The 20,985-nt window shown below is 60.6% G+C and carries 12 protein-coding genes and 1 pseudogene; 6 read left to right on the top strand and 7 right to left on the bottom strand.

Features of this window, described 5'->3' with window-relative positions:
* Positions 1–145: 145 nt before the first annotated feature.
* The 4 genes from ligA to D3M70_RS04545 form a co-directional block, all read right to left on the bottom strand.
* On the bottom strand, positions 146–2,509 hold the full coding sequence (gene ligA, locus D3M70_RS04560) for an NAD-dependent DNA ligase LigA (RefSeq protein ID WP_120124703.1): 2,364 nt from the start codon (positions 2,507–2,509) through the stop codon (positions 146–148).
* 175 nt (positions 2,510–2,684) lie between these two features.
* Entirely contained in the window at positions 2,685–3,542 is an 858-nt protein-coding gene (gene zipA, locus D3M70_RS04555) for a cell division protein ZipA (RefSeq protein WP_120124702.1), read from the bottom strand.
* A 263-nt stretch (positions 3,543–3,805) separates the two neighbouring features.
* Entirely contained in the window at positions 3,806–7,294 is a 3,489-nt protein-coding gene (smc, locus tag D3M70_RS04550; protein ID WP_120124700.1) for a chromosome segregation protein SMC, read from the bottom strand.
* Positions 7,295–7,297: 3 nt separating this feature from the next.
* Positions 7,298–7,957: a GntR family transcriptional regulator gene (locus tag D3M70_RS04545; RefSeq protein ID WP_120124698.1), complete on the bottom strand. Its 660-nt coding sequence runs from the start codon at positions 7,955–7,957 to the stop codon at positions 7,298–7,300.
* A 309-nt stretch (positions 7,958–8,266) separates the two neighbouring features.
* Between D3M70_RS04545 and xdhA the strand changes: the two genes are divergently transcribed.
* From xdhA to guaD, 4 genes are all read left to right on the top strand, one after another.
* Positions 8,267–9,721: a xanthine dehydrogenase small subunit gene (xdhA, locus tag D3M70_RS04540; RefSeq protein ID WP_120124697.1), complete on the top strand. Its 1,455-nt coding sequence runs from the start codon at positions 8,267–8,269 to the stop codon at positions 9,719–9,721.
* A complete protein-coding gene (gene xdhB, locus D3M70_RS04535) occupies positions 9,714–12,122 on the top strand; it encodes a xanthine dehydrogenase molybdopterin binding subunit (RefSeq protein ID WP_120124695.1) in 2,409 nt (802 codons plus the stop codon). The genes xdhA and xdhB overlap by 8 nt, the downstream gene beginning before the upstream one ends.
* Before the next feature lie 171 nt (positions 12,123–12,293).
* Positions 12,294–13,133, top strand: a complete 840-nt coding sequence (xdhC, locus tag D3M70_RS04530) for a xanthine dehydrogenase accessory protein XdhC (protein WP_120124694.1) — start codon at positions 12,294–12,296, stop codon at positions 13,131–13,133.
* A 24-nt stretch (positions 13,134–13,157) separates the two neighbouring features.
* A complete protein-coding gene (gene guaD / locus D3M70_RS04525; protein ID WP_120124693.1) occupies positions 13,158–14,462 on the top strand; it encodes a guanine deaminase in 1,305 nt (434 codons plus the stop codon).
* 68 nt (positions 14,463–14,530) lie between these two features.
* Here the strand turns inward: guaD and D3M70_RS32635 are convergent.
* Positions 14,531–14,970: pseudogene (locus tag D3M70_RS32635) on the bottom strand (GntR family transcriptional regulator); the annotation flags it as partial.
* A 1-nt stretch (position 14,971) separates the two neighbouring features.
* Positions 14,972–15,246 (bottom strand): GntR family transcriptional regulator (locus D3M70_RS32630; protein WP_375232924.1); only part of this gene is annotated, 275 nt, incomplete at its 3' end.
* 374 nt (positions 15,247–15,620) lie between these two features.
* On the opposite strand from D3M70_RS32630, the gene D3M70_RS04515 reads away from it, so the two are divergent.
* A complete protein-coding gene (locus tag D3M70_RS04515; protein ID WP_120124952.1) occupies positions 15,621–16,967 on the top strand; it encodes an NCS2 family permease in 1,347 nt (448 codons plus the stop codon).
* Positions 16,968–17,127: 160 nt separating this feature from the next.
* The gene (locus D3M70_RS04510; protein ID WP_120124691.1) at positions 17,128–17,754 is read left to right on the top strand and encodes a LysE family translocator; all 627 of its coding nucleotides are present in this window, start codon (positions 17,128–17,130) and stop codon (positions 17,752–17,754) included.
* Between the two features lie 40 nt (positions 17,755–17,794).
* Here the strand turns inward: D3M70_RS04510 and D3M70_RS04505 are convergent, their stop codons facing one another.
* The gene (locus D3M70_RS04505) at positions 17,795–20,950 is read right to left on the bottom strand and encodes a dermonecrotic toxin domain-containing protein (protein ID WP_120124690.1); all 3,156 of its coding nucleotides are present in this window, start codon (positions 20,948–20,950) and stop codon (positions 17,795–17,797) included.
* Positions 20,951–20,985: the final 35 nt, after the last annotated feature.

The following is a 20,985-nucleotide window of genomic DNA, read 5'->3' as shown; positions in this document are numbered from 1 at the left end:
GATATTTTTTTTGCGAGCGGACTCTGTGCCGAAAACAGCGCAATATCTGTAGGAGTGAGCTTGCTCGCGATAGCGTTCTGCCTGCGAATGCATCTGTGCCCGACTCGCCGCATCGCGGGCAAGCGCGCTCCTACAGCGGATTTTTTCAGTCGACGGTGACGTCGTGCTGCTTGAGGAACGCGACAAACGCCTCTTCATCCAGCACGTTGAGCCCAAGCTCGTTGGCCTTGGTCAATTTGGAACCGGCACCGGGCCCTGCGACGACGGTGTGGGTCTTGGCCGATACCGAGCCTGATACCTTGGCGCCAAGGCTTTCGAGCTTTTCCTTGGCGATGTCGCGGCTCATCAACTCCAGCGAGCCGGTCAGGACCCAGGTCTGCCCTGTCAGAGGCAGTCCTTCGACCACCTTCTTCTCGCTCTGCCAGTGCATGCCAAAGTCTTTCAGCTGCTGCTCGATCTTCAGGGCGCGCTCGGCGTTGTCCTCGATATCGAAGAATGCTCTGACAGCTTGCGCCTGTTTCTCAGGCAGGGTCTGACGCATATCCAGCCAGTCGGCCTTGACCACCCCTTCCAGCGTACCGAACTTGTCCGCCAGCTTCTGCGCAGCGCCTGGCCCCACCGACGGAATGTTCAACTTGTCGAGCATCCCGCCCAACGTTGCGCTGGCCGCGAATTCAGCCCCAAGGTCACCAGTGTCCTGCAGTTCCATCTTGCACTCACCCAACAAGGCGCCGATGACGTTCTGGTTGTGATCGTCTTCAAAGAAACTGTGAATCTCGTGAGCGACTTCCAGACCGATGTCCGGCAGGTAGGTCAGCACTTCCGGCAGGGCGACCTTGACCTTTTCCAGCGAACCCAGCGAGCGCGCCAGCACCTTGGCGGTTTCCTCACCGACATCGGGAATGCCCAGCGCGTAGATGAAGCGCGCCAGGGTCGGCTTCTTGCTGTCCTCGATGGCTTTCAGAAGTTTCTTGCTGGAGACGTCGGCGAAGCCTTCCAGATCGATGATCTGCTCGTACTCAAGTTTGTAGAGGTCGGCCGGTGAGCCGATGAGCTTCTCGTCAACGAGTTGCTCGATGGTCTTGTCCCCCAGCCCTTCGATGTCCATCGCACGCCGGGACACGTAATGAATGATCGCTTGTTTGAGCTGCGCGCCACAGGCCAGACGCCCGACGCAGCGATAGACCGCGCCCTCGCTGACGGTTTCCTTGCCCTTGCTGCGCTTGATCAGTTGGGTGCGCTCGACCTGCGAGCCACACACCGGACACGTCTGCGGAATCTCGACCTTGCGCGCATCCTTCGGACGGCGCTCCAGCACCACCTGCACCACCTGCGGAATCACGTCGCCTGCGCGGCGGATGATCACGGTGTCACCGATCATCAAGCCCAGACGCGCCACTTCATCCATGTTGTGCAGCGTGGCGTTGGCGACGGTCACGCCGGCGACCTTGACCGGCTTCAGACGCGCAACCGGGGTCACGGCGCCGGTACGGCCGACCTGGAATTCCACGTCGAGCAATTCAGTGAGCTCTTCCATTGCCGGGAATTTGTGGGCGATGGCCCAGCGCGGTTCGCGGGCACGAAAACCCAATTCACGCTGCGCGGCGATGCTGTTGACCTTGAACACAACGCCGTCGATTTCATACGGCAGCGACAGACGACGCTCGCCGATGTCGTGGTAATACTTGAGGCAGTCGTCGATGCCGGCCGCCACTTTCAGCTCGCGGCTGATGGGCATGCCCCACTCCTTCAATTGCTTGAGGTTGCCAATGTGGGTGTCGGAGATGTCGTGGGACACCTGGCCGATGCCGTAGCAGCAGAATTCCAGCGGACGGTTGGCGGTGATCTTCGAATCGAGCTGACGCAGGCTGCCGGCAGCAGCATTGCGCGGGTTGGCGAACGTCTTGCCGCCGATTTCCAGCTGGCTCTCGTTGAGACGGTCGAAACCAGCCTTGGACATGAACACTTCGCCGCGCACTTCGAGGGTTTCCGGCCAGCCTTCACCGTGCAGTTTGAGCGGGATATTGCGCACGGTGCGCACATTGACGCTGATGTCTTCGCCAGTGGTGCCATCGCCGCGAGTGGCGCCACGGACCAGCGCGCCCTTCTGATACAGCAGGCTTACAGCCAGGCCATCGAGCTTGGGCTCGCAGCTGTACTCGACCTTCGCGCCGCTTGCGAACAGATCGCCTGCGGGCAGATCAAGCCCTTCGGTGACACGGCGGTCGAATTCGCGCATGTCGGTTTCTTCGAAGGCGTTGCCCAGGCTGAGCATGGGGATTTCGTGGCGCACTTGAGTGAACGCCGACAGCGCCGCGCTGCCGACTCGCTGGGTCGGCGAATCCGGCGTGACCAGATGCGGGTTTTCCGCTTCCAGCGCCTTGAGTTCGTGGAACAGGCGGTCGTACTCGACATCCGGGATGCTCGGCTCGTCGAGGACGTGGTAGCGGTAGTTGTGCAGGTCCAGCTCTGCGCGCAGTTCCAGGATTCGTTGTTCGACGGCGTTCATACGGTGTTCTCTCGAAAAGCAAAAGAGCAGCCGAAGCTGCTCATCTGATATTGCATTAGCCCGTAGGAGCGCGCTTGCCCGCGATAGAGGTGAGCCATAAACGCATCTGTCGACTGACAGAAAGCCATCGCGGGCAAGCGCGCTCCTACAATTGAAAGCTGCGTCGTTTGTTCAATCAACGACGCTGAGTCAGCGCGCGACGTTCGAACTCGACGATGCGCTGGCGGTAGTGCTCGATGGTCTGCGCGGTCATTACGCTGCGCTGATCGTCCTTGAGCTCGCCGTTCAGTTCGTGCGCCAGTTTGCGCGCTGCGGCCACCATCACGTCGAATGCCTGCTTCGGATGACGCGGGCCTGGCAGGCCAAGGAAGAAACTCACGGCGCGGGTGCTGAAATGGTCGATGTCGTCCAGATCGAACACGCCCGGTTTGACAGCGTTTGCCATGGAGAACAGCACTTCGCCATTGCCGGCCATGCTCTCGTGGCGGTGGAAGATGTCCATTTCGCCGAATCGCAGGCCGCTTTCCAGAATATTCTGTAACAAAGCAGGGCCCTTAAAACCGCTTTCGTCACGGGAAATCACGCTGATCACCAATACTTCTTCAACCGGCGCCAGGTCCTTGTCTTCGGTAATGCGCTGCGGCGGCTTGTCGTCCGGGAAATCATCGTCGCGGGCACCGAACAGGCTCGGGCCGTCGGCATCCAGATTCAGGTCGCCCTGCTGAGGCTCGTCCTTACGCTGCTTACGCTTCGACTCACGCTCCGGGCGCTCGGGCCGTTCGCGGGCCGCGCTCATGGTCGGCAAATCCTGCTCGTCGAGCTGGGGTTCTTTCTGGGTGTCGAGGACGCGCGCAGGGCCCAATACCTCGGCGGACGAGCCTTCTTCGTCGTCCGGCAGGTTGGAGAAGCTGCGGTCCAGCCTGAATTTCAGCTTGCCTTTGCCGCCGCGCATCCGGCGCCAGCCGTCAAAAAGAATACCGGCAATGACTATGATGCCGATGACGATCAGCCACTCTCGCAGACCGATTTCCATGTAATCCCGTGCCTCTAATGAAAATTCTGAAAATTAAGGGCGTAAACCCCTTTAAAACGTGGCGCCAACTCTATGTTCTGAATGGCCTTTTACCCACGCAAAATGAAAAAGTGGACATTAAGCTAGCACGACCAAAGGTAACTTTACACCGTCTGTTACATCTGGCATGTCATGAGCATCTGTACCCGAGCGACCGTTGTTCCTGTACTGCACCGTCAAACGCCACTTTCCCTCATCAATCTGTCTGACCGCAGGACGGTCCACTACGCGTCCACGAGCGCCATCGCCTCCTCTACGTCCACCGCCACAAGGCGCGAACACCCTGGCTCATGCATGGTGACGCCCATCAGTTGATCGGCCATTTCCATGGCGATCTTGTTGTGGGTGATGTAGATGAACTGCACGGTTTGCGACATCTCCTTGACCAGTCGGGCATAGCGGCCCACGTTGGCATCGTCCAGTGGTGCGTCGACTTCGTCGAGCATGCAGAACGGCGCCGGGTTGAGCTTGAAAATGGCAAAAACCAGTGCCAGTGCAGTCAGGGCCTTTTCGCCGCCGGACAGCAAATGAATCGTGCTGTTCTTCTTGCCCGGAGGACGCGCCATGATCGTCACCCCTGTATCGAGTAAATCTTCGCCCGTCAGTTCCAAGTAAGCGCTGCCGCCACCGAAAACTTTTGGAAAAAGTGCCTGAATTCCGCTGTTTATCTGATCAAAGGTCTCTTTGAATCGATTGCGCGTTTCTTTGTCGATCTTGCGGATGACGTTTTCCAGCGTGTCCAGCGCCTCCACCAGATCGGCATCCTGAGCGTCCAGATAGCGCTTGCGCTCGGATTGCTGCTGATACTCGTCGATCGCGGCCAGGTTGATGGCGCCCAGACGCTGGATCCGCGCGTCGATGCGACCCAACTCTTCTTCGGCGTCTTTCTCGCTGGCCTCGGGGGTAAGCGTCGCCAACACGCCATTTAGATCGTAGCCGTCTTCGTGCAATTGCTCCTGCAGGGTCTTGCGTCGCACGGTGAGCGATTGCCACTCCAGGCGCTGCGTCTCCAACTGTCCGCGTAACAGCTGGGACTGCTGTTCGGCCTGGGTACGCCGCTTTTCGGCTTCGCGCAGCTCACGGTCGGCGTCTTCGAGCGCGTTTTTCGCCGTGCGCATTTCGTCGTCGACGGCCATGCGTTTTTCCAGCAACTCTTCGAGCTTCAAGCGCAGCTCTTCCAGCGGCGCTTCGCCCTCCTCCAGCCCCAGACTCAATTGTTCGCGCTTTTCGGTCAGGCGCTCGGACTGCATCTCCAGCCGATCCAGCGCCTGACGCGTCGAGTCGTGTTGCGCCCGCAGCGAGCTCAGACGCACGGCCAACTGGTTGCCGTGGTCCTTGTGCTGACGCGCCTCCTGTCGAACCCGGTCCAGCCGCTCGCGCAGGCTGTCGCGCTGGGCCAGCAGCGACTCGCGTTGCTCGGTGTCCAGCGCCATGCTGTCGAGGGCGTCCTGCAATTGCAGCCGGGATTCCCCGAGGCTTTCCTGCTCGATGGCGCGCTGTTCACCCAGCTCGGCCAGCTCCTCGTCCAGACGCGTGCGGCGCAACGTCAGTTGTTCGACCTTGGCCCTGGCGGCTGACAACTGCGCCTTGAGTTCGCTTTGCTGACGGGCTTCGTCCTGCAAGCGGCGGCGCAGTTGCTCGCGATTGTCTTCCTGAATGCGCTGCTGCTCGCGCTGGGTGAGTAGTTTTTCCTCCAGCGCAGCCAGTGTCGCTTCGCGCTCTTCGCGCTCCAGCTCCAGACGCTGCAATTCCTGACCACGGGCCAGAACGCCGCTTTCGGCTTCGCTGGCGCGGCGCACGCGCAGAAAATCCCGGCCGACCCAATAACCGTCGCGACTGATCAGGCTTTGCCCGGCACTCAGCTGGCTGCGCATCGACAGGGCATCATCGAGGGTCTCGACCGGTTTGACCTGCCCCAGCCAACTGCTCAGATCGACATGGGTTTCGACCTTGTCCAGCAGGCTGCCGGGGATGCGGGTCACGTCCGCAGCCGGGGTGACCAGACGCAGATCACCCTGGCTGAAGCCTGCCAGATCGAGCCCTTTGAAATCGTCTACCAACACCGCGTGCAGATCGGCGCCCAGTACGGTTTCCACCGCCAGTTCCCAGCCGGCTTCGACGCGCAAGCCTTCCGCCAAACGCGGACGCTCGTTGAGCTGTTGATCGCGCAGCCATTCGGCGGTGCCGGTGCCCGGATCGAGCGCAGCCTGTTGCAAGGCTTCCAGCGAGGCGATACGTCCGTTCAGACGCTGCAAATCACCCTGCGCCTGCTGCTGGGATTGGCCGGCCTGCTGCAGTTCGAGACGCAACTGCTCCAGGCGCTCGATCAGTTGTTCTTCTTCGACGGTCAGCTCTTCGAAGCTCATCTCGCGGGCAGCGAGCTCTTCGCTGAGCTCCAGAATCGCGGCGTCTTCAGGATCGGCCGCGAGCAACTGCCGCTCTTCGCCCAGACGACGCTGGCGCTCGGCCAGGCGCTCCAGGCTGGTTTCCAGTTGCTGGATGCGCGACTGCTGCACTTCGGCCTGACGTCTGGGCTCGGCGGAAGTCAGGTTGAAGGCGTCCCACTTCTCTTGCCAGTCGTGCATCGAGGCTTCGGCCTCTTCCAGCGCGGCGGCGGATTCCTCGGCGGCGGCAAGCGTCATTTCCTGTTCGGGCTCGAGCATTTCCAGCTCTTCACCGAGGGTTGCGAGCAAGGTCCGGTCGTGACCCAGATGGGATTCGGTTTCCTGCCGCGCGCGCTCGGCCTCACGCAGATCGTCCTGTAACTGACGCAGACGCTGCTGGCCGTGCTGAATGCTTTGTTCGACCCGTGCGATATCGCCGCCGACCGAATAGAAGCGGCCTTGCACCACATTGAATCGTTCAGACAGATCGTGGTGGCCGTCACGCAGGCGTTCGATGGCGGCGTCGGCACTGCGCTGATCGGCGACCAGCGCCTCGAAGCTGACTTCCTGATTGCCAATGACCGACTCGCGCTGCGCCACCTGATCGTTCAAGGCCTGCCAGCGCAGGGCCGACAACTGCGCCTTGAGCTGCCGTTCTTCGGCTTTGTATTCCTGATATTTCTCGGCGGCTTGGGCCTGACGCTGTAGCCGCTCCAGTTGGCGACCCAGCTCTTCGCGCAAATCCGTCAGGCGGGCGAGGTTTTCATGGGTGCGACGAATGCGGTTCTCGGTGTCGCGACGACGTTCCTTGTATTTGGAAATACCCGCCGCTTCTTCGATGAAGTTGCGCAAATCTTCAGGCTTGGCTTCGATCAGCTTGGAGATCATGCCCTGCTCGATGATCGAGTAGCTGCGTGGGCCCAGGCCGGTGCCAAGGAAGATGTCGGTGATGTCGCGACGACGGCATTTGGTGCCGTTCAGGTAATAGGTGTTCTGGCTGTCGCGGGTGACTTTGCGGCGAATGGAAATTTCCGCGTAGCTGGCGTACTCGCCGACCAGGGTGCTGTCCGAGTTGTCGAACACCAGCTCGATGCTGGCCTGACTCACCGGTTTGCGGCTGGTGGAGCCGTTGAAGATGACGTCGGTCATCGACTCGCCGCGCAGGTTCTTGGCCGAGCTTTCGCCCATGACCCAGCGCACCGCGTCGATGATGTTGGATTTGCCGCATCCATTGGGGCCGACAACGGCCGCCATGTTGCTGGGGAAATTCACCGTCGTCGGGTCGACGAACGATTTGAACCCGGCCAGCCTGATGCACTTGAGGCGCATGGATCAGCTGGCCGCCAGGGCAGACAGGATCGACTGGCAACTGCGCTCGGCGTAGCTGGTCAGCACGGCGCGGATGCGCGTCAGATCGCGGGCCAGCACCGCTTCGAGCAGTTGGCCGAACAGGGTCAGGTACTCGCTCATCTCGGCCTGACGCTGCTCAAGAGCCAGATAGTAGAAGCGGCTCATGGACGGCTGCAGGTTCTCGACGGTCTCTTCCAGATACGGGTTGTCGGCGAACGGGAATGTGGCGCGCATCACGTTGAAGCTGTCTTCGACGAAGGTTTTCACGTCGCCGCGCTCACAACTGGCGATCAGACGCTGCTGGATTTGCAGGAATGGCGCCAGGTCGAGTTCTTCCTTCCAGCTTTTCGCCACCGAGAGACCAAGCAGGATGTACAGCTCGCTCATCAATGCGCAGAGGCTGGTAACGTTGTGCGGGGTGAGGACGGAAACCTGAGCGCCACGGCGCGGCAGAATCACGATCAGATGGCGGCGTTCGAGGATCAAAAGTGCCTCACGCACCGACCCACGGCTGACATTGAGTGCAGCAGTGACCTTCTGCTCCTGAATCCGCTCCCCTGGCTTTAGCTCTCCGCGAATAATCCGCTCGGCGAGGTGATGAGCGATCTGCTCAGCGAGGCTGTCCGGTGCCTTGAACGTCATTTCTTTCCTTTAAATCCAATGGCTGCACACAAGCGGCGCAGTGTATCGCACTGGATACCCGTGGCGCAGGGCCATATACACCGAAACTGGCACGAAATAAGCAAAACTTTGAGGGTCGCCACACCGATTCATTGCATGGCCATGGTGCCGTTAATCGGGCAGCTTACAGAAAACTCATTTTCTTGACTTAAAGGTCAGATTTTAATTGACCCAATAGTCAGAACTGATAGATTCATCGACAGGTTCGATGACAGATTCCGTAACACCTTTAACGGCAGTTATCTATTACAAGAAGACGAGGCGCGACCCGTGATCCAGTTTTTGCTGAACCAAGAGCTGAAAACCGAGCATGCTCTGGACCCCAACATGACGGTGCTCAACTATCTGCGTGAGCATTTGCACAAATCCGGCACCAAGGAAGGCTGCGCCAGCGGCGACTGCGGCGCGTGTACCGTCGTCGTCGGCGAGCTGAGCACCGACGACGAGGGTCAGGATCACTTGAGCTATCGCAGCCTCAACTCGTGCCTGACGTTCGTTGCATCGCTGCACGGCAAACAGCTGATCAGCGTCGAAGACCTCAAGCACCAAGGCCAGTTGCACAGCGTGCAGAAGGCCATGGTTGAATGCCACGGTTCGCAGTGCGGTTTCTGCACGCCGGGTTTTGTGATGTCGTTGTTCGCGTTGCAGAAGAACAGCACGCAAGCCGACTCGTCGCAGGCCCATGAAGCCCTCGCCGGCAACCTCTGCCGCTGCACCGGCTATCGCCCGATCCTGGCAGCCGCCGAACAGTGCTGCAGCCAGCGCGAACCCGATCAGTTCGATACCCGTAAAGCTCAGACCATCGCTCGCCTGAAGGCCATCAGCCCGCAAGAAACCGCCGAGCTGAACAGCGGCGACAAGCGTTGCCTGGTGCCGCTGACCGTGGCGGATCTGGCCGACCTCTATGATTCGTATCCACAGGCCCGACTGCTGGCAGGCGGCACTGATCTGGCGCTGGAAGTCACCCAGTTCCACCGCCCGCTGCCGGTGATGATTTACGTTGGCAACGTCGCCGAAATGAAGAAGGTCGAGCACTTCGACGATCGCATCGAAATCGGCGCCGCCACGGCGCTCACCGACTGCTATGAGGCGCTGAGCAGCGAATACCCGGACTTCGGCGAGTTGTTGCACCGTTTTGCGTCGCTGCAGATTCGCAATCAGGGCACGCTGGGCGGCAACATTGGCAACGCTTCGCCGATTGGTGACTCGCCTCCCCTCCTGATCGCGCTGGGGGCGAAGATCGTCCTGCGCAAGGGAGAGACATCGCGCACCTTGTCGCTGGAGGATTACTTCATCGATTACCGCGTAACCGCCCGTCAGGAAAGCGAGTTCATCGAGAAGATCATCGTGCCCAAGGCCAATGCGAAGCAGGCCTTCCGCGCCTATAAGGTGTCCAAACGACTGGACGATGATATTTCTGCGGTCTGCGCCGCCTTCCGCGTTCAAGTCGAAAATGGCGCCATCGTCGACGCCCGCGCTGCATTCGGCGGCATGGCAGCGATCCCGAAACGCGCCGCCCATTGCGAGCAGGCCCTGATCGGCCAACCCTGGACCTCGGCCACCGTCGAGCGCGCCTGTGCTGCGCTGGAAAAGGACTTCACACCGCTGTCGGACTTCCGCGCCACCAAGGAGTACCGCCTGCTGAGCGCGCAGAACCTGCTGCGCAAATACTTCATCGAGCTGCAAACGCCACACATCGAGACGCGGGTGACTGCATATGTCTAATCACGCTCCCCAAAAGACTCAGGAAGAACTGGTCGCCCTTTTCCAGCAGGACCTCACCACTGGCGTCGGCCGCAGCGTCAAGCACGACAGCGCCGACAAGCATGTGTCGGGCGAAGCGATCTACATCGATGATCGACTGGAATTTCCCAACCAGTTGCACGTGTATGCGCGGATGTCCGACCGGGCCCATGCGCGGATCGTCAGCGTCGATGTTTCGCCGTGCTACAACTTCGAAGGCGTGCGCATTGCCATCACTCACGAAGACATTCCGGGCCTCAAGGACATCGGACCCTTGTTACCGGGTGACCCGCTGCTGGCCATCGACAAGGTCGAGTTCGTCGGTCAGCCGGTGATTGCCGTGGCGGCCCGCGACCTGGAAACCGCACGCAAGGCGGCGATGGCGGCGATCATCGAATATGAAGACCTGGAACCCGTGCTCGACGTGGTCGAGGCCTACCGCAAAAAGCATTTCGTGCTCGACAGTCACACCCACCAGCGCGGCGACTCTGCCGTCGCACTGGAAACCGCACCGCACCGGATTCAAGGCACGCTGCACATCGGTGGTCAGGAACACTTTTATCTGGAGACGCAGATTTCTTCGGTGATGCCGACCGAAGACGGCGGCATGATCGTCTACTGCTCGACCCAGAACCCGACCGAAGTGCAGAAGCTGGTCGCCGAAGTGCTCGATGTGTCGATGAACAAAATCGTCGTGGACATGCGCCGCATGGGCGGTGGTTTCGGTGGCAAGGAAACCCAGGCGGCGAGCCCTGCGTGCTTGTGCGCAGTGATCGCGCGCATCACCGGTCAGCCGACCAAGATGCGCCTGCCCCGTGTCGAAGACATGATGATGACCGGCAAGCGCCACCCCTTCTACGTCGAGTACGACGTGGGCTTCGACCATGACGGTCGTCTGCGTGGGATTCAGCTGGAGCTGGCAGGCAACTGCGGTTATTCGCCAGACTTGTCAGCTTCGATTGTCGATCGCGCGATGTTCCACGCCGACAACTCGTACTACCTGGGCGATGCCACCATTAACGGCCATCGCTGCAAGACCAACACTGCGTCGAACACCGCCTATCGCGGCTTCGGCGGCCCGCAAGGGATGGTCGCCATCGAGGAAGTGATGGACGCCATCGCCCGGCATCTGGGCAAGGACCCGCTGGCGGTGCGCAAGGCCAACTACTATGGCAAGACGGACCGTAACGTCACGCACTACTATCAGACCGTCGAGCACAACCTGCTCGAAGAGATGACCGCCGAACTGGAAGAGAGCAGCCAGTACGCCGAGCGTCGCAAAGCGATCATCGCCTACAACGCCAACAGCCCGATTCTGAAGAAAGGCCTGGCGTTGACCCCCGTGAAATTCGGCATTTCCTTCACCGCCAGCTTCCTCAATCAGGCCGGTGCGCTGATCCACATCTACACCGACGGCAGCATCCATCTGAACCACGGCGGCACCGAGATGGGCCAGGGCCTGAACATCAAAGTGGCGCAGGTGGTGGCCGAGGTGTTCCAGGTCGATATCGACCGCGTGCAGATCACGGCGACCAATACCGACAAGGTGCCGAACACCTCGCCAACAGCCGCCTCCAGCGGCGCCGACCTCAATGGGAAAGCGGCGCAGAACGCGGCGGAAACCATCAAGCAACGACTGGTAGAGTTCGCGGCGAAGCACTACACGTGTGAGGAATCGCAGGTCGAGTTCCGCAACGGGCATGTCCGCGTCGGCGAGCAGGTGATCAGCTTCGATACCCTCGCGCAGCAGGCGTGGATGGGCCAGGTGTCGCTGTCGAGCACCGGTTATTACAAAACGCCGAAAATCTATTACGACCGCAGTCAGGCCCGTGGTCGGCCGTTCTACTACTTTGCGTTCGGCGCGGCGTGCACTGAAGTGGTCGTCGACACGCTGACCGGCGAGTACAAGATGCTGCGCACCGACATCCTGCACGACGTCGGCGCCTCGCTGAACCCGGCCATCGACATTGGTCAGGTCGAAGGCGGCTACATTCAAGGCATGGGCTGGCTGACCACCGAAGAACTGGTGTGGAACGCCAAGGGCAAGCTAATGACCAATGGCCCGGCCGGCTACAAGATTCCGGCGGTCGCAGACATGCCTGCGGACCTGCGGGTGAAGCTGGTGGAGAACCGCAAGAACCCGGAAGACACAGTGTTTCATTCCAAGGCCGTGGGTGAGCCGCCATTCATGCTGGGGATCGCGGCGTGGTGCGCGATCAAGGATGCGGTGGCGAGTCTGGGCGATTACAGGCACCAGCCCAGGATCGACGCGCCTGCGACGCCTGAGCGTGTGCTGTGGGGTTGTGAGCAGATGCGCAAGCTCAAGCATCCAGCGACGGAAGCGCAAGGCGTGGCGCATGATCTGACCGTTTCACCGGTTTAGCGGCGTCGAAGCACCTCTGTAGCAGCACGGCTCGCCGGCGGTGACGTCTGCGAGATCGCTACCGCCGGCAAGCCGGACTGCTACAGGGCCGTACTTCACAGAAACAGCGGATATTGCTCGATCAATGGATGAGCCGGTTTTTTGATCGTCTGACTCGATCAGGAGAAACACATGAACAACTGGATCAGCGCCCTCGCCGAGTTGCAAACCCGGGGTGAAGCCTGCGTGCTGGTGACCATCATCGAGGAGCGCGGCTCGACGCCGCGCAATGCAGGCTCGAAGATGGTGGTCAGCGCGGAGCGGATTTACGACACCATCGGCGGCGGCCATCTGGAATTCAAGGCCATGGAGATCGCCCGTGAGATGCTCGAAGGTGGCAGCCAGCAAACCCGCCTCGAACGTTTCAGCCTCGGCGCCAGCCTAGGTCAGTGCTGCGGCGGCGTGAACGTCTTGCTCTTCGAACCCATGGGTCAGCCGCAGGCGCAGATCGCCGTGTTCGGCGCTGGCCACGTCGGCCGTGCGCTGGTGCCGCTGCTCGCCAGCCTGCCGTGCCGCGTGCGCTGGATCGATTCGCGAGAAGCCGAATTTCCCGCGCATCTGCCCGAAGGCGTGACCAGAATCGTCAACGACGAGGTGGTCGACGAAGTGGATAATCTGCCTCCCGGCAGCTACTGCATCGTCATGACCCACAACCATCAGCTGGACCTGGAACTGACCGCCGCCATTCTCAAGCGCGGTGACTTCACCTGGTTCGGCCTGATCGGCTCGAAAACCAAACGCGCCAAGTTTGAACATCGACTGCGTGATCGCGGCTTCGACCCGGCACTGGTCCAGCGCATGCGCTGCCCCATGGGCCTGGCCGAAGTGAAAGGCAAGCTGCCGATAGAAATTGCGGTCTCGGTCGCGGCAGAGGTGATCGCCACGTACAACATGAACTTTGGCGAGCAGGGCTCGACCTCTGAACCGATAGCCAGGCTGATGCCGGTCTCACGCCGCAGTCAGGCTCAATGAATCCATGAAGAACGAATCCCGAACATGACTATTGAAAAGAAAGCCTACCGCGCCGCCATCGTTCACAGCATCGCCGACCCTGCCGAAGTCGGGGTCGACGCCTCCTACGCCTATTTCGAAGACGGCCTGATGCTGGTCGAGAACGGCAAGATCTCTGCCGTCGGCCATGCAAAGGATCTGCTGGGCAAACTTGCCGGCGATGTGGAAGTGGTGGCCTACAAGGACGCCCTGATCACGGCCGGCTTCATCGACACCCATATCCACTTGCCTCAGACCGGCATGGTCGGTTCCTACGGCGAACAGTTACTGGACTGGCTGAACACCTATGTCTTCCCGGTCGAGCGTCAGTTCGCCGATCCGGCGCACGCCGCTGAAGTGTCCGACATTTTCATCAAGGAACTGCTGCGTAACGGCACCACCACCGCGCTGGTCTTCGGCAGTCGCCACAAGGAGTCGGTGGAAGCCTTTTTCACGGCGGCCGAGAAGCTCAACCTGCGCATGATCGCCGGCAAGGTGATGATGGACCGCAATGCCCCGGACTATCTGGTGGACACCGCCGAGTCCAGCTACGTCGACAGCAAGGCGCTGATCGAGCGCTGGCACGGCAAGGGCCGTCTGCACTACGCGGTCACGCCGCGCTTCGCGCCGACCAGTACGCCCGAGCAACTGGCTCTGGCCGGACAACTGCTGACGGAGTACCCGGACCTGTACATGCAGACCCATATCAGTGAAAACCTGAAGGAAGTCGAGTGGGTCAAGGAACTGTTCCCGGAGCGCAAGAATTACCTGGATGTGTACGACCACTTCAAGCTGCTGGGCGAGCGCTCGGTGTTCGCCCACGGGGTGCATCTGTGCGATCAGGAATGTGAGCGACTGGCAGAGACCGGGTCAGCCATCGCCTTCTGCCCGACGTCCAACTTCTTCCTGGGCAGTGGCCTGTTCAACCTGCCGATGGCGGAACGGCACAAGGTCAATGTGGGCCTGGGGACGGATGTCGGCGGCGGGACCAGCTTCTCGATCCTGCAGACGCTGAACGAGGCGTACAAGGTGATGCAGTTGCAGGGCGCCAAGCTCAGCCCGTTCAAGTCGCTGTACCTGGCGACTCTTGGCGGCGCACGAGCACTGCGGCTGGAAGACAGGATCGGCAACTTGCAGGAAGGCACGGAAGCTGACTTCGTGGTGCTCGATTTCAACGCCACCCCGCTGCTGTCCTATCGCATGAAACAGGCGACCAGCATCGAAGAGCGGTTGTTCGTGTTAATGACGCTGGGGGATGACAGGACGGTCAGCGAGACCTATTCGGCGGGGGTTCTGGTGCATAAGCGCTGAGGCCAGCGCCCGGTTTGAATTTTATGATGATCGTTCCCACGCTCTGCGTGGGAACGATCACAAACCGATCAAACCGCCGTACTGCGGCCCGGCTTTTTCTTGGGCAGCATCAGGTGCGAGAAGACCGCGTGCAGGTCGTCCGATGCGCTTTCTTCGTCGAGGTTGAGCTTGCTGTCGATGTGATCCATGTGATGCATCATCAGGTTGACCGCCAGGGCCGCGTCCCGCGCCTCGATGGCGTCGATCAACTGGGTGTGCTCATCGTAGGAACAGTGCGAGCGATTGCCGCTTTCGTACTGAGCGATGATCAATGAAGTCTGCGACACCAGGCTGCGCTGAAAGCTGATCAGCGGGGCGTTCTTCGCCGCTTCCGCGAGCTTGAGATGGAACTCCCCCGACAGACGAATGCCCGCCCCGCGATCCCCTCTGGAAAAGCTGTCACGCTCATCGCTGACCATCTTGCGCAGTTCGTTGAGCTGCTCGGCGGTGGCGTGCTCGACGGCAAGCTNTCCTCGACGCTCGGGCTTGCGACCACCGCGCCACGATTGGGGCGCAACAGCACGACGCCTTCATGGGCCAGACGCGACAAGGCGCGTCGAATGATGGTGCGGCTGACCCCGAAGATCTCGCCCAGGGCTTCTTCGCTCAGCTTGGTGCCAGGCGCCAGCCGTTGTTCGAGAATCGCCTCGAAAATATGCGCGTAGACGATGTCGTCCTGGGTGCCGCTGCGGCCAGCCTTGGCGGCGCGCGGTTGTTTCTTGAGGGGTTGCAGCTGATCGTTCATGGGCACTCGTAAGAACTGAAACCGGCGCGGGGCCGTGACCGTGATCGGTAATGAGCAAATCAATAGCAGATATCGCCCAAAAGTCACAGTAAAAGTAATGGCGCATTGTACACAGTGTGCAAACTCTGCACAGGCCCCCGCCCCTCACGGCGTTATGCACACAATCACGAAAATATTCACGACAAAACCGAAAACATTATTTGCATTATTTGTATACAAAAGCATAATTCGCTCGTGCACGTTTCTGACCTTGCAGTCAACAAATCAGCCTGAGGGGTCGTCTCGCCTCACGGAGCAGTTACCGGCTCTGAAAAAAACAACAAAAACGTTCCGAGGAACTCACTGTGGAAAGTCGCAAAACCGAAGCCACGCCGCTGGCTGATACCCAACCCGAAGCCACTTATTCCAAAAGCAGGCCGTCACGCACCGGACTGCTTGAACGCATCTTCAAGTTGAGCCTGCATGGCACCACCGTCCGAACCGAGCTGCTGGCGGGCCTGACGACTTTCATCACCATGGCTTACATCATCTTCGTCAACCCCAACATCATGGCCGACGCGGGCATCGATCACGGCGCGGCGTTCGTGGCGACCTGCATCGCCGCTGCGCTGGGTTGCCTGCTGATGGGGCTATACGCCAACTGGCCGGTGGGTCTGGCGCCGGGCATGGGGCTGAACGCGTTCTTCACCTACACCGTGGTCGGCACCATGGGTTACAGCTGGCAGACGGCACTGGGCGCGGTGTTCATCTCGGGCGTGATCTTCATGATCCTGACCCTTTCGCGCGTTCGTGAATGGCTGCTCAACAGCATTCCGGTGAGTCTGCGCTATGCCATGGGCGCAGGGGTCGGTCTGTTCCTCGGTCTGATCGGCCTGAAAACCGCTGGCATTGTGGTCGACAGCCCGGCGACATTGATCAAGCTCGGTTCGCTGCGCGAGCCTGGCCCGTTGCTGGCGGCCATCTGTTTCCTGATGATCGCCGTGCTGAGTTACCACCGCGTGTTCGGCGCGATCCTGATCAGCATCATCACCGTGACGCTGGCGGGCTGGGGCCTGGGGCTGGTGCATTACGACGGCATTTTCTCCATGCCGCCGAGCCTGGCGCCCACCTGGATGGCCATGGACATCGCGGGCGTGTTCAACGTCAGCATGATCAGCGTGGTGCTGGCGTTCCTTTTCGTGCACATGTTCGACACCGCTGGCACCCTGATGGGCGTGGCGCAACGGGCCGGTCTGGTGAACGACGATGGTCGTATCGAAAACCTGTCCCGCGCGCTCAAGGCCGACAGTGCTTCGAGTGTGTTCGGCGCAATGGTCGGCGTTCCGCCGGTGACCAGCTATGTGGAAAGTGCCTCGGGCGTCGCCGCCGGTGGTCGTACCGGGTTGACCGCCGTCACCGTGGGCGTCTTGTTCGTCGCCGCGATGTTCTTTGCGCCGCTGGCGGGCATGATCCCTGCTTACGCCACCGCAGGTGCGCTGATCTACGTGGCGATGCTGATGATGGGCGGCATGGCGCACATCGAGTGGGACGAAGCCACTGACGCGATTCCCGCCATCGTGACCGCGATCATGATGCCGCTGACCTTCTCGGTCGCCGACGGGATTGCTCTGGGTTTCATCACTTATGTGGTGTTGAAAGCGTGCACCGGCCGCCACAAGGAAATTTCCGTGAGCCTGTGGGCGCTGTGCGCGATCTTCATTGCCAAATTCGTATTTCTTTAACCCGCCGTCATCAAAGCGGTAACGGCGAAAACCTTGTAGCAGTCCGGCTTGCCGGCGGTCTCGGTGAATCAGTCGACATCACTGTCACTGGCCTACCGCTACCGCCGGCAAGCCGGACTGCTACAAGTGCTTCATGTAACGGAAATAAGGAGAAACCCGCATGACCCTGGAAACCTGGCTGCTGTTCAGCGGCGCTGCGCTGGTAGTGATTCTGATCCCGGGACCTCTGTCCCTGTTGATGATCGGCAACAGTCTCAATTACGGCCTGCTGCGTTCATACCCGGCATTTCTCGGCGGCGTCTGCGCCTCGATCTGCCTGCTCAGCGCTTCGGCCCTGGGGCTGGGCGCGCTGTTGATGGCGTCGGAGCAACTGTTCAGTGCCCTGAAAATCGTCGGTGGCCTGTACCTGTTCTACCTCGCCTGGCAGAGCTGGAAGCAATCCCGCCAACCCGCCACGGGCGCAGAGGTGCCGGCTGCATTGAGTCATCCCGGCTTCACCCCGCTGTTCTGGCGTGCCTTCGTGCTGGGCGGCAGCAACCCGAAGGACATCCTGTTTTTCGCTGCCTTCCTTCCGCAGTTCTTGAAAGCCGATCAGCCTTTCCTCGGTCAACTGGTCACGATGATTATCACCTGGACCCTGCTCGATCTCGCCTGCAAATTGTTCTACGGATTGAGCGCTCGAGGCGCGGCGCGCTATCTGCGCACCGGCAAGGGTCAGAGCTGGTTCAACCGCATCAGCGCCGGCTTGTTCGGCGGTGCTGGCGCGGCGGCCTTGCTGAGTCATTGAATTGCCATCCCGTGCTCGGGCGTCGGGCAAAGGGGCTCAGTCAAAAATCGTCTGCAATGCGTTGAACGAAGACCTGAGTGCCGCCCTGCGCACCACTGGTGATTTTGATACCGCCCATCAACTTCACCAGCTTTCCCTGGTCACGGGCCTGCATGACCTGATCACGCGTTGCCTGCTGACTAATCTGCCCCACCATCTCGTCGACCCAACGATTGGACATGGCCACCGGACTATCAGCGCTGCTCACCGGAAGCGTCGGGGTCGCCTCGGTAAAACGTCGCATATTCAACATATACAGTTCTCGTTGCTGAGCACGTTGAAAGAGGAGCACCGACCGAAACTCCAAGGCGGCGGAGCCCTCCGAAACCAGGCTATAACCGGTCCTGGTCATGACCGCCGACATCAGGTCGCGCAGGGCTTTTCTGCCCGCGAGACCCGCCCTGGACTCGGACTTCGCGGTCGCCAACAGGGCGGCCAGCGACGCTTCGCTGACCTCGAAATCCAGACGTTTGAATGATTGAAGCGAAGGCCCGTAGCTCAGGCTGATGCCAGGATTCACTGTGCCGACGCGCGTCATGTACGAGCCCTCGAGCATCAGTAATGGATCGTTCAGATGAGCCAGGGGACCCGCCTCCCCACGCTGCCAGGCATTGAGGGTCGCTCTGAGCGCCAGCAGGCGCGAAGATGTGAGCCCGGCATGAGTCACGTCGCCACTCTCGAAGAGCTTCTCCGCCAGGACCCTGTAGCTGGCGGGTGTCATGCCCGGACGTGCCTGCTCGACCAATTGCGCAATCGGGCGCTTGAAAAGCGGGCCGTGCACCGTCCAGTTGCCGTCCGCGAAAGCGACCATCAAGGGCTGATCGTAATGGCGGCGTACAATGATCTCGTTCAAACCGGCAACGCTCTCATCGACCAGCCCGGGACTTTTCAAGAACACGATCGAGGGATGCTCGGTCGTCCCGTGCGGCAAGATGTCGTAGCGCGCTCCTTGAATCTGAATGAAATCATCGCCTCGTCCATTCACTGCGCGAAAGATTGGCGGTTGCACGCTCACCTGAGTAAAGCTTTCTGGATCTGCGAGCGTGCGCGCCCAGCGCTTCCAGCTGTCCCGTCCCTCTGAGGGGCCGGGCAACACCGCGGGATCAGGATCGGCAGGCCGCTTGGTCGCGCTGTCCGACCCCGGCACATCCTTGCGTTTGGTAGCGCCGGAGCCAGCCCGGGCTGCCGCAACCGGGACGGGCAACTCATCCTGTCGGCGATAAGCCTCTGCCCAGTTCGGCACGACCTGGTGCCGTTGAAAGTGAATGGCGACATCGAGCTCCATGCGCCGCTGCCGATCGGGAGGGAACACAAACTGGTCGAGCAGTTCGCGCGCCTGACGTCGCGTGAACGCCGGATCGTTGTGGGCATTGGCGATCACTGTTTCTGCGATCGTTGACCGCACGCCCCCTTTGAGCCCGACGTTTGAGTGATAGACCCACGCGCCGTTTTCCAGCATCACCGGCGGCTCGTAGCCGTGGGCAGCGGTTTTCTTAAGCCTCAACGTTTGTTCGCCAGCGCGTCGGTAAACCGCATATACCTGGTTTTCGCGTTGAATCCACAGCTGACCGTCCTTCTTCAGCGTGCCGATATCAGGGCCCGACTGAGCGAGCGCACCCGCCAGCGACTTGTGCACCTCATAACCCTCGAAAGGCGTGATGAGATACTTGCCCGCTGCAGCGGTCGCGCCCGCTCTGAGCCCGCGGTTGGCCGCTTTGGTCAGCACCCGAATGGTCGCCACTCCTGGTACCACCGAAAACACCACGTCCAGCACACTCAATGCTGCCGCTCCCACCGCGAGCAAGCCGTCATCCCTACGCCCTTGCGCGAACGCCTGCGCCGCAGTGTGCCCATCGTTCCAGCCATCCTGAAGGCTGATTGCGGTGCCGATCCCGGGCAGAAATGCCAGCATCGCCCTGAAGTACATGAGCAATGTTTCGTTCTGTTGTTTGTCGGCTTCCCGCGCGAGGTCAAAACGCGTGCGAGCCCTGGCCCGGACCTTGCGGTGCAGGATCCAGGCGCGGCAGTGCAATGCCTGCGCCGCCAGTTGCAGGTCATGCGCCGGGACAAAACGCAGAAAGCCGTCGAAGCCTCGCGCCAGTGCCTGATTGATATAGCTGACATGCCGAGCGAGGTTGGCACTGTCCAGAGTGCGTTCAGCGAGGTAGGCGATCAGGGCGGGTTGACTGACCAGCTCCTGGATCAACCGGGCGCGAGCAACCACCGGGTCTGGTGCCTCGATCAGGCCCAGGTCGGCCGGGGCGTCTGGCAGGTAGATCAGCGTCCGATTAGTGTGCTGATGGCGAATCATGCAGGCCCCGCTCAGCGTATGACTTGCGTCCTCGCCACTGACCGACGTGCCCGGCTTGAATTGCAGCCAGTTCATCTGCAGATGCAACGCGTCGGTTTCAGCGCGCGAACGCGCCTGTGCCGCGAGCATGAGCATCTTGTAGCCCTCCTCGCTTAAGCGCCTGCGGGCACGCTCGCAAATGCCGAGCAGCATGATTTGTCGCTCATAAGGCTCCAGCAGACGATCCGCATCCCGCAGCCCTTGCTCCGAAGCCATCGACGGCACGCCAAAGACCTCTCCAAGCAGGGTCAGGTAGCCATGGGCGACGTCCAGCGCCGGGATTGCATGCTGCAACCAGATTCCGGTCAGCCCCGGCGCTGTCTGTGGCTCGTCCATGGAAATCACCGCGAAATCCAGCCTACGGGCCATCTGCTCATCGTCCCTGCGGAAGTTGCGTCGTGCCAATTCAGAAAGGCTCAATTGCTCACGTTCGACACTGGCGACCCAAGGCGCGGCGTAGTTTGTGACCCTGCCGAACTGGGGATCGATGTCGTAATCGCGCCACACCCGTTCAGGCAGATCAATCATCACCACGTCTGGATCGAGCTCGAGACCCAGCTCATTGCGTATTCGACTGCCCATCTGCGTGCGAACGTACTCTTCGAACGAGGGAAGCACCTGCTGCAGATGGGTTTCAAGTGCACGGGCGCTGGCGTGGTAGGCGACCAATTGCCGGCCGTATTCATCGCGCACGCTTTCAGTTGCGCCGCTCAGCCAGCGGGGGAGCGATGCGCTGACTTCGAAGAGGGTCTGGTCGACGGGATCATTCGATATCAGGTCAAGCGGCTGCAAGTCTTTTGTGTACATGGCAGTTCTTCGTCAGGTAATGAGACTGCTGGAGT

The sequence above is a fragment of the Pseudomonas sp. LS-2 genome (assembly GCF_003605735.1).
Classification (GTDB): Bacteria; Pseudomonadota; Gammaproteobacteria; order Pseudomonadales; family Pseudomonadaceae; genus Aquipseudomonas.
This window is presented reverse-complemented; position numbering and strand designations above follow the sequence as displayed.

What these genes read in the sequence shown, in the direction of transcription:
- ligA (WP_120124703.1), bottom strand. Translation starts at nt 2,509, where the DNA reads ATGAACGCCGTCGAACAACGAATCCTGGAACTGCGCGCAGAGCTGGAC.
- zipA (WP_120124702.1), bottom strand. Translation starts at nt 3,542, where the DNA reads ATGGAAATCGGTCTGCGAGAGTGGCTGATCGTCATCGGCATCATAGTC.
- smc (WP_120124700.1), bottom strand. Translation starts at nt 7,294, where the DNA reads ATGCGCCTCAAGTGCATCAGGCTGGCCGGGTTCAAATCGTTCGTCGAC.
- D3M70_RS04545 (WP_120124698.1), bottom strand. Translation starts at nt 7,957, where the DNA reads ATGACGTTCAAGGCACCGGACAGCCTCGCTGAGCAGATCGCTCATCAC.
- xdhB (WP_120124695.1), top strand. Translation starts at nt 9,714, where the DNA reads ATGTCTAATCACGCTCCCCAAAAGACTCAGGAAGAACTGGTCGCCCTT.
- xdhC (WP_120124694.1), top strand. Translation starts at nt 12,294, where the DNA reads ATGAACAACTGGATCAGCGCCCTCGCCGAGTTGCAAACCCGGGGTGAA.
- guaD (WP_120124693.1), top strand. Translation starts at nt 13,158, where the DNA reads ATGACTATTGAAAAGAAAGCCTACCGCGCCGCCATCGTTCACAGCATC.
- D3M70_RS04510 (WP_120124691.1), top strand. Translation starts at nt 17,128, where the DNA reads ATGACCCTGGAAACCTGGCTGCTGTTCAGCGGCGCTGCGCTGGTAGTG.
- D3M70_RS04505 (WP_120124690.1), bottom strand. Translation starts at nt 20,950, where the DNA reads ATGTACACAAAAGACTTGCAGCCGCTTGACCTGATATCGAATGATCCC.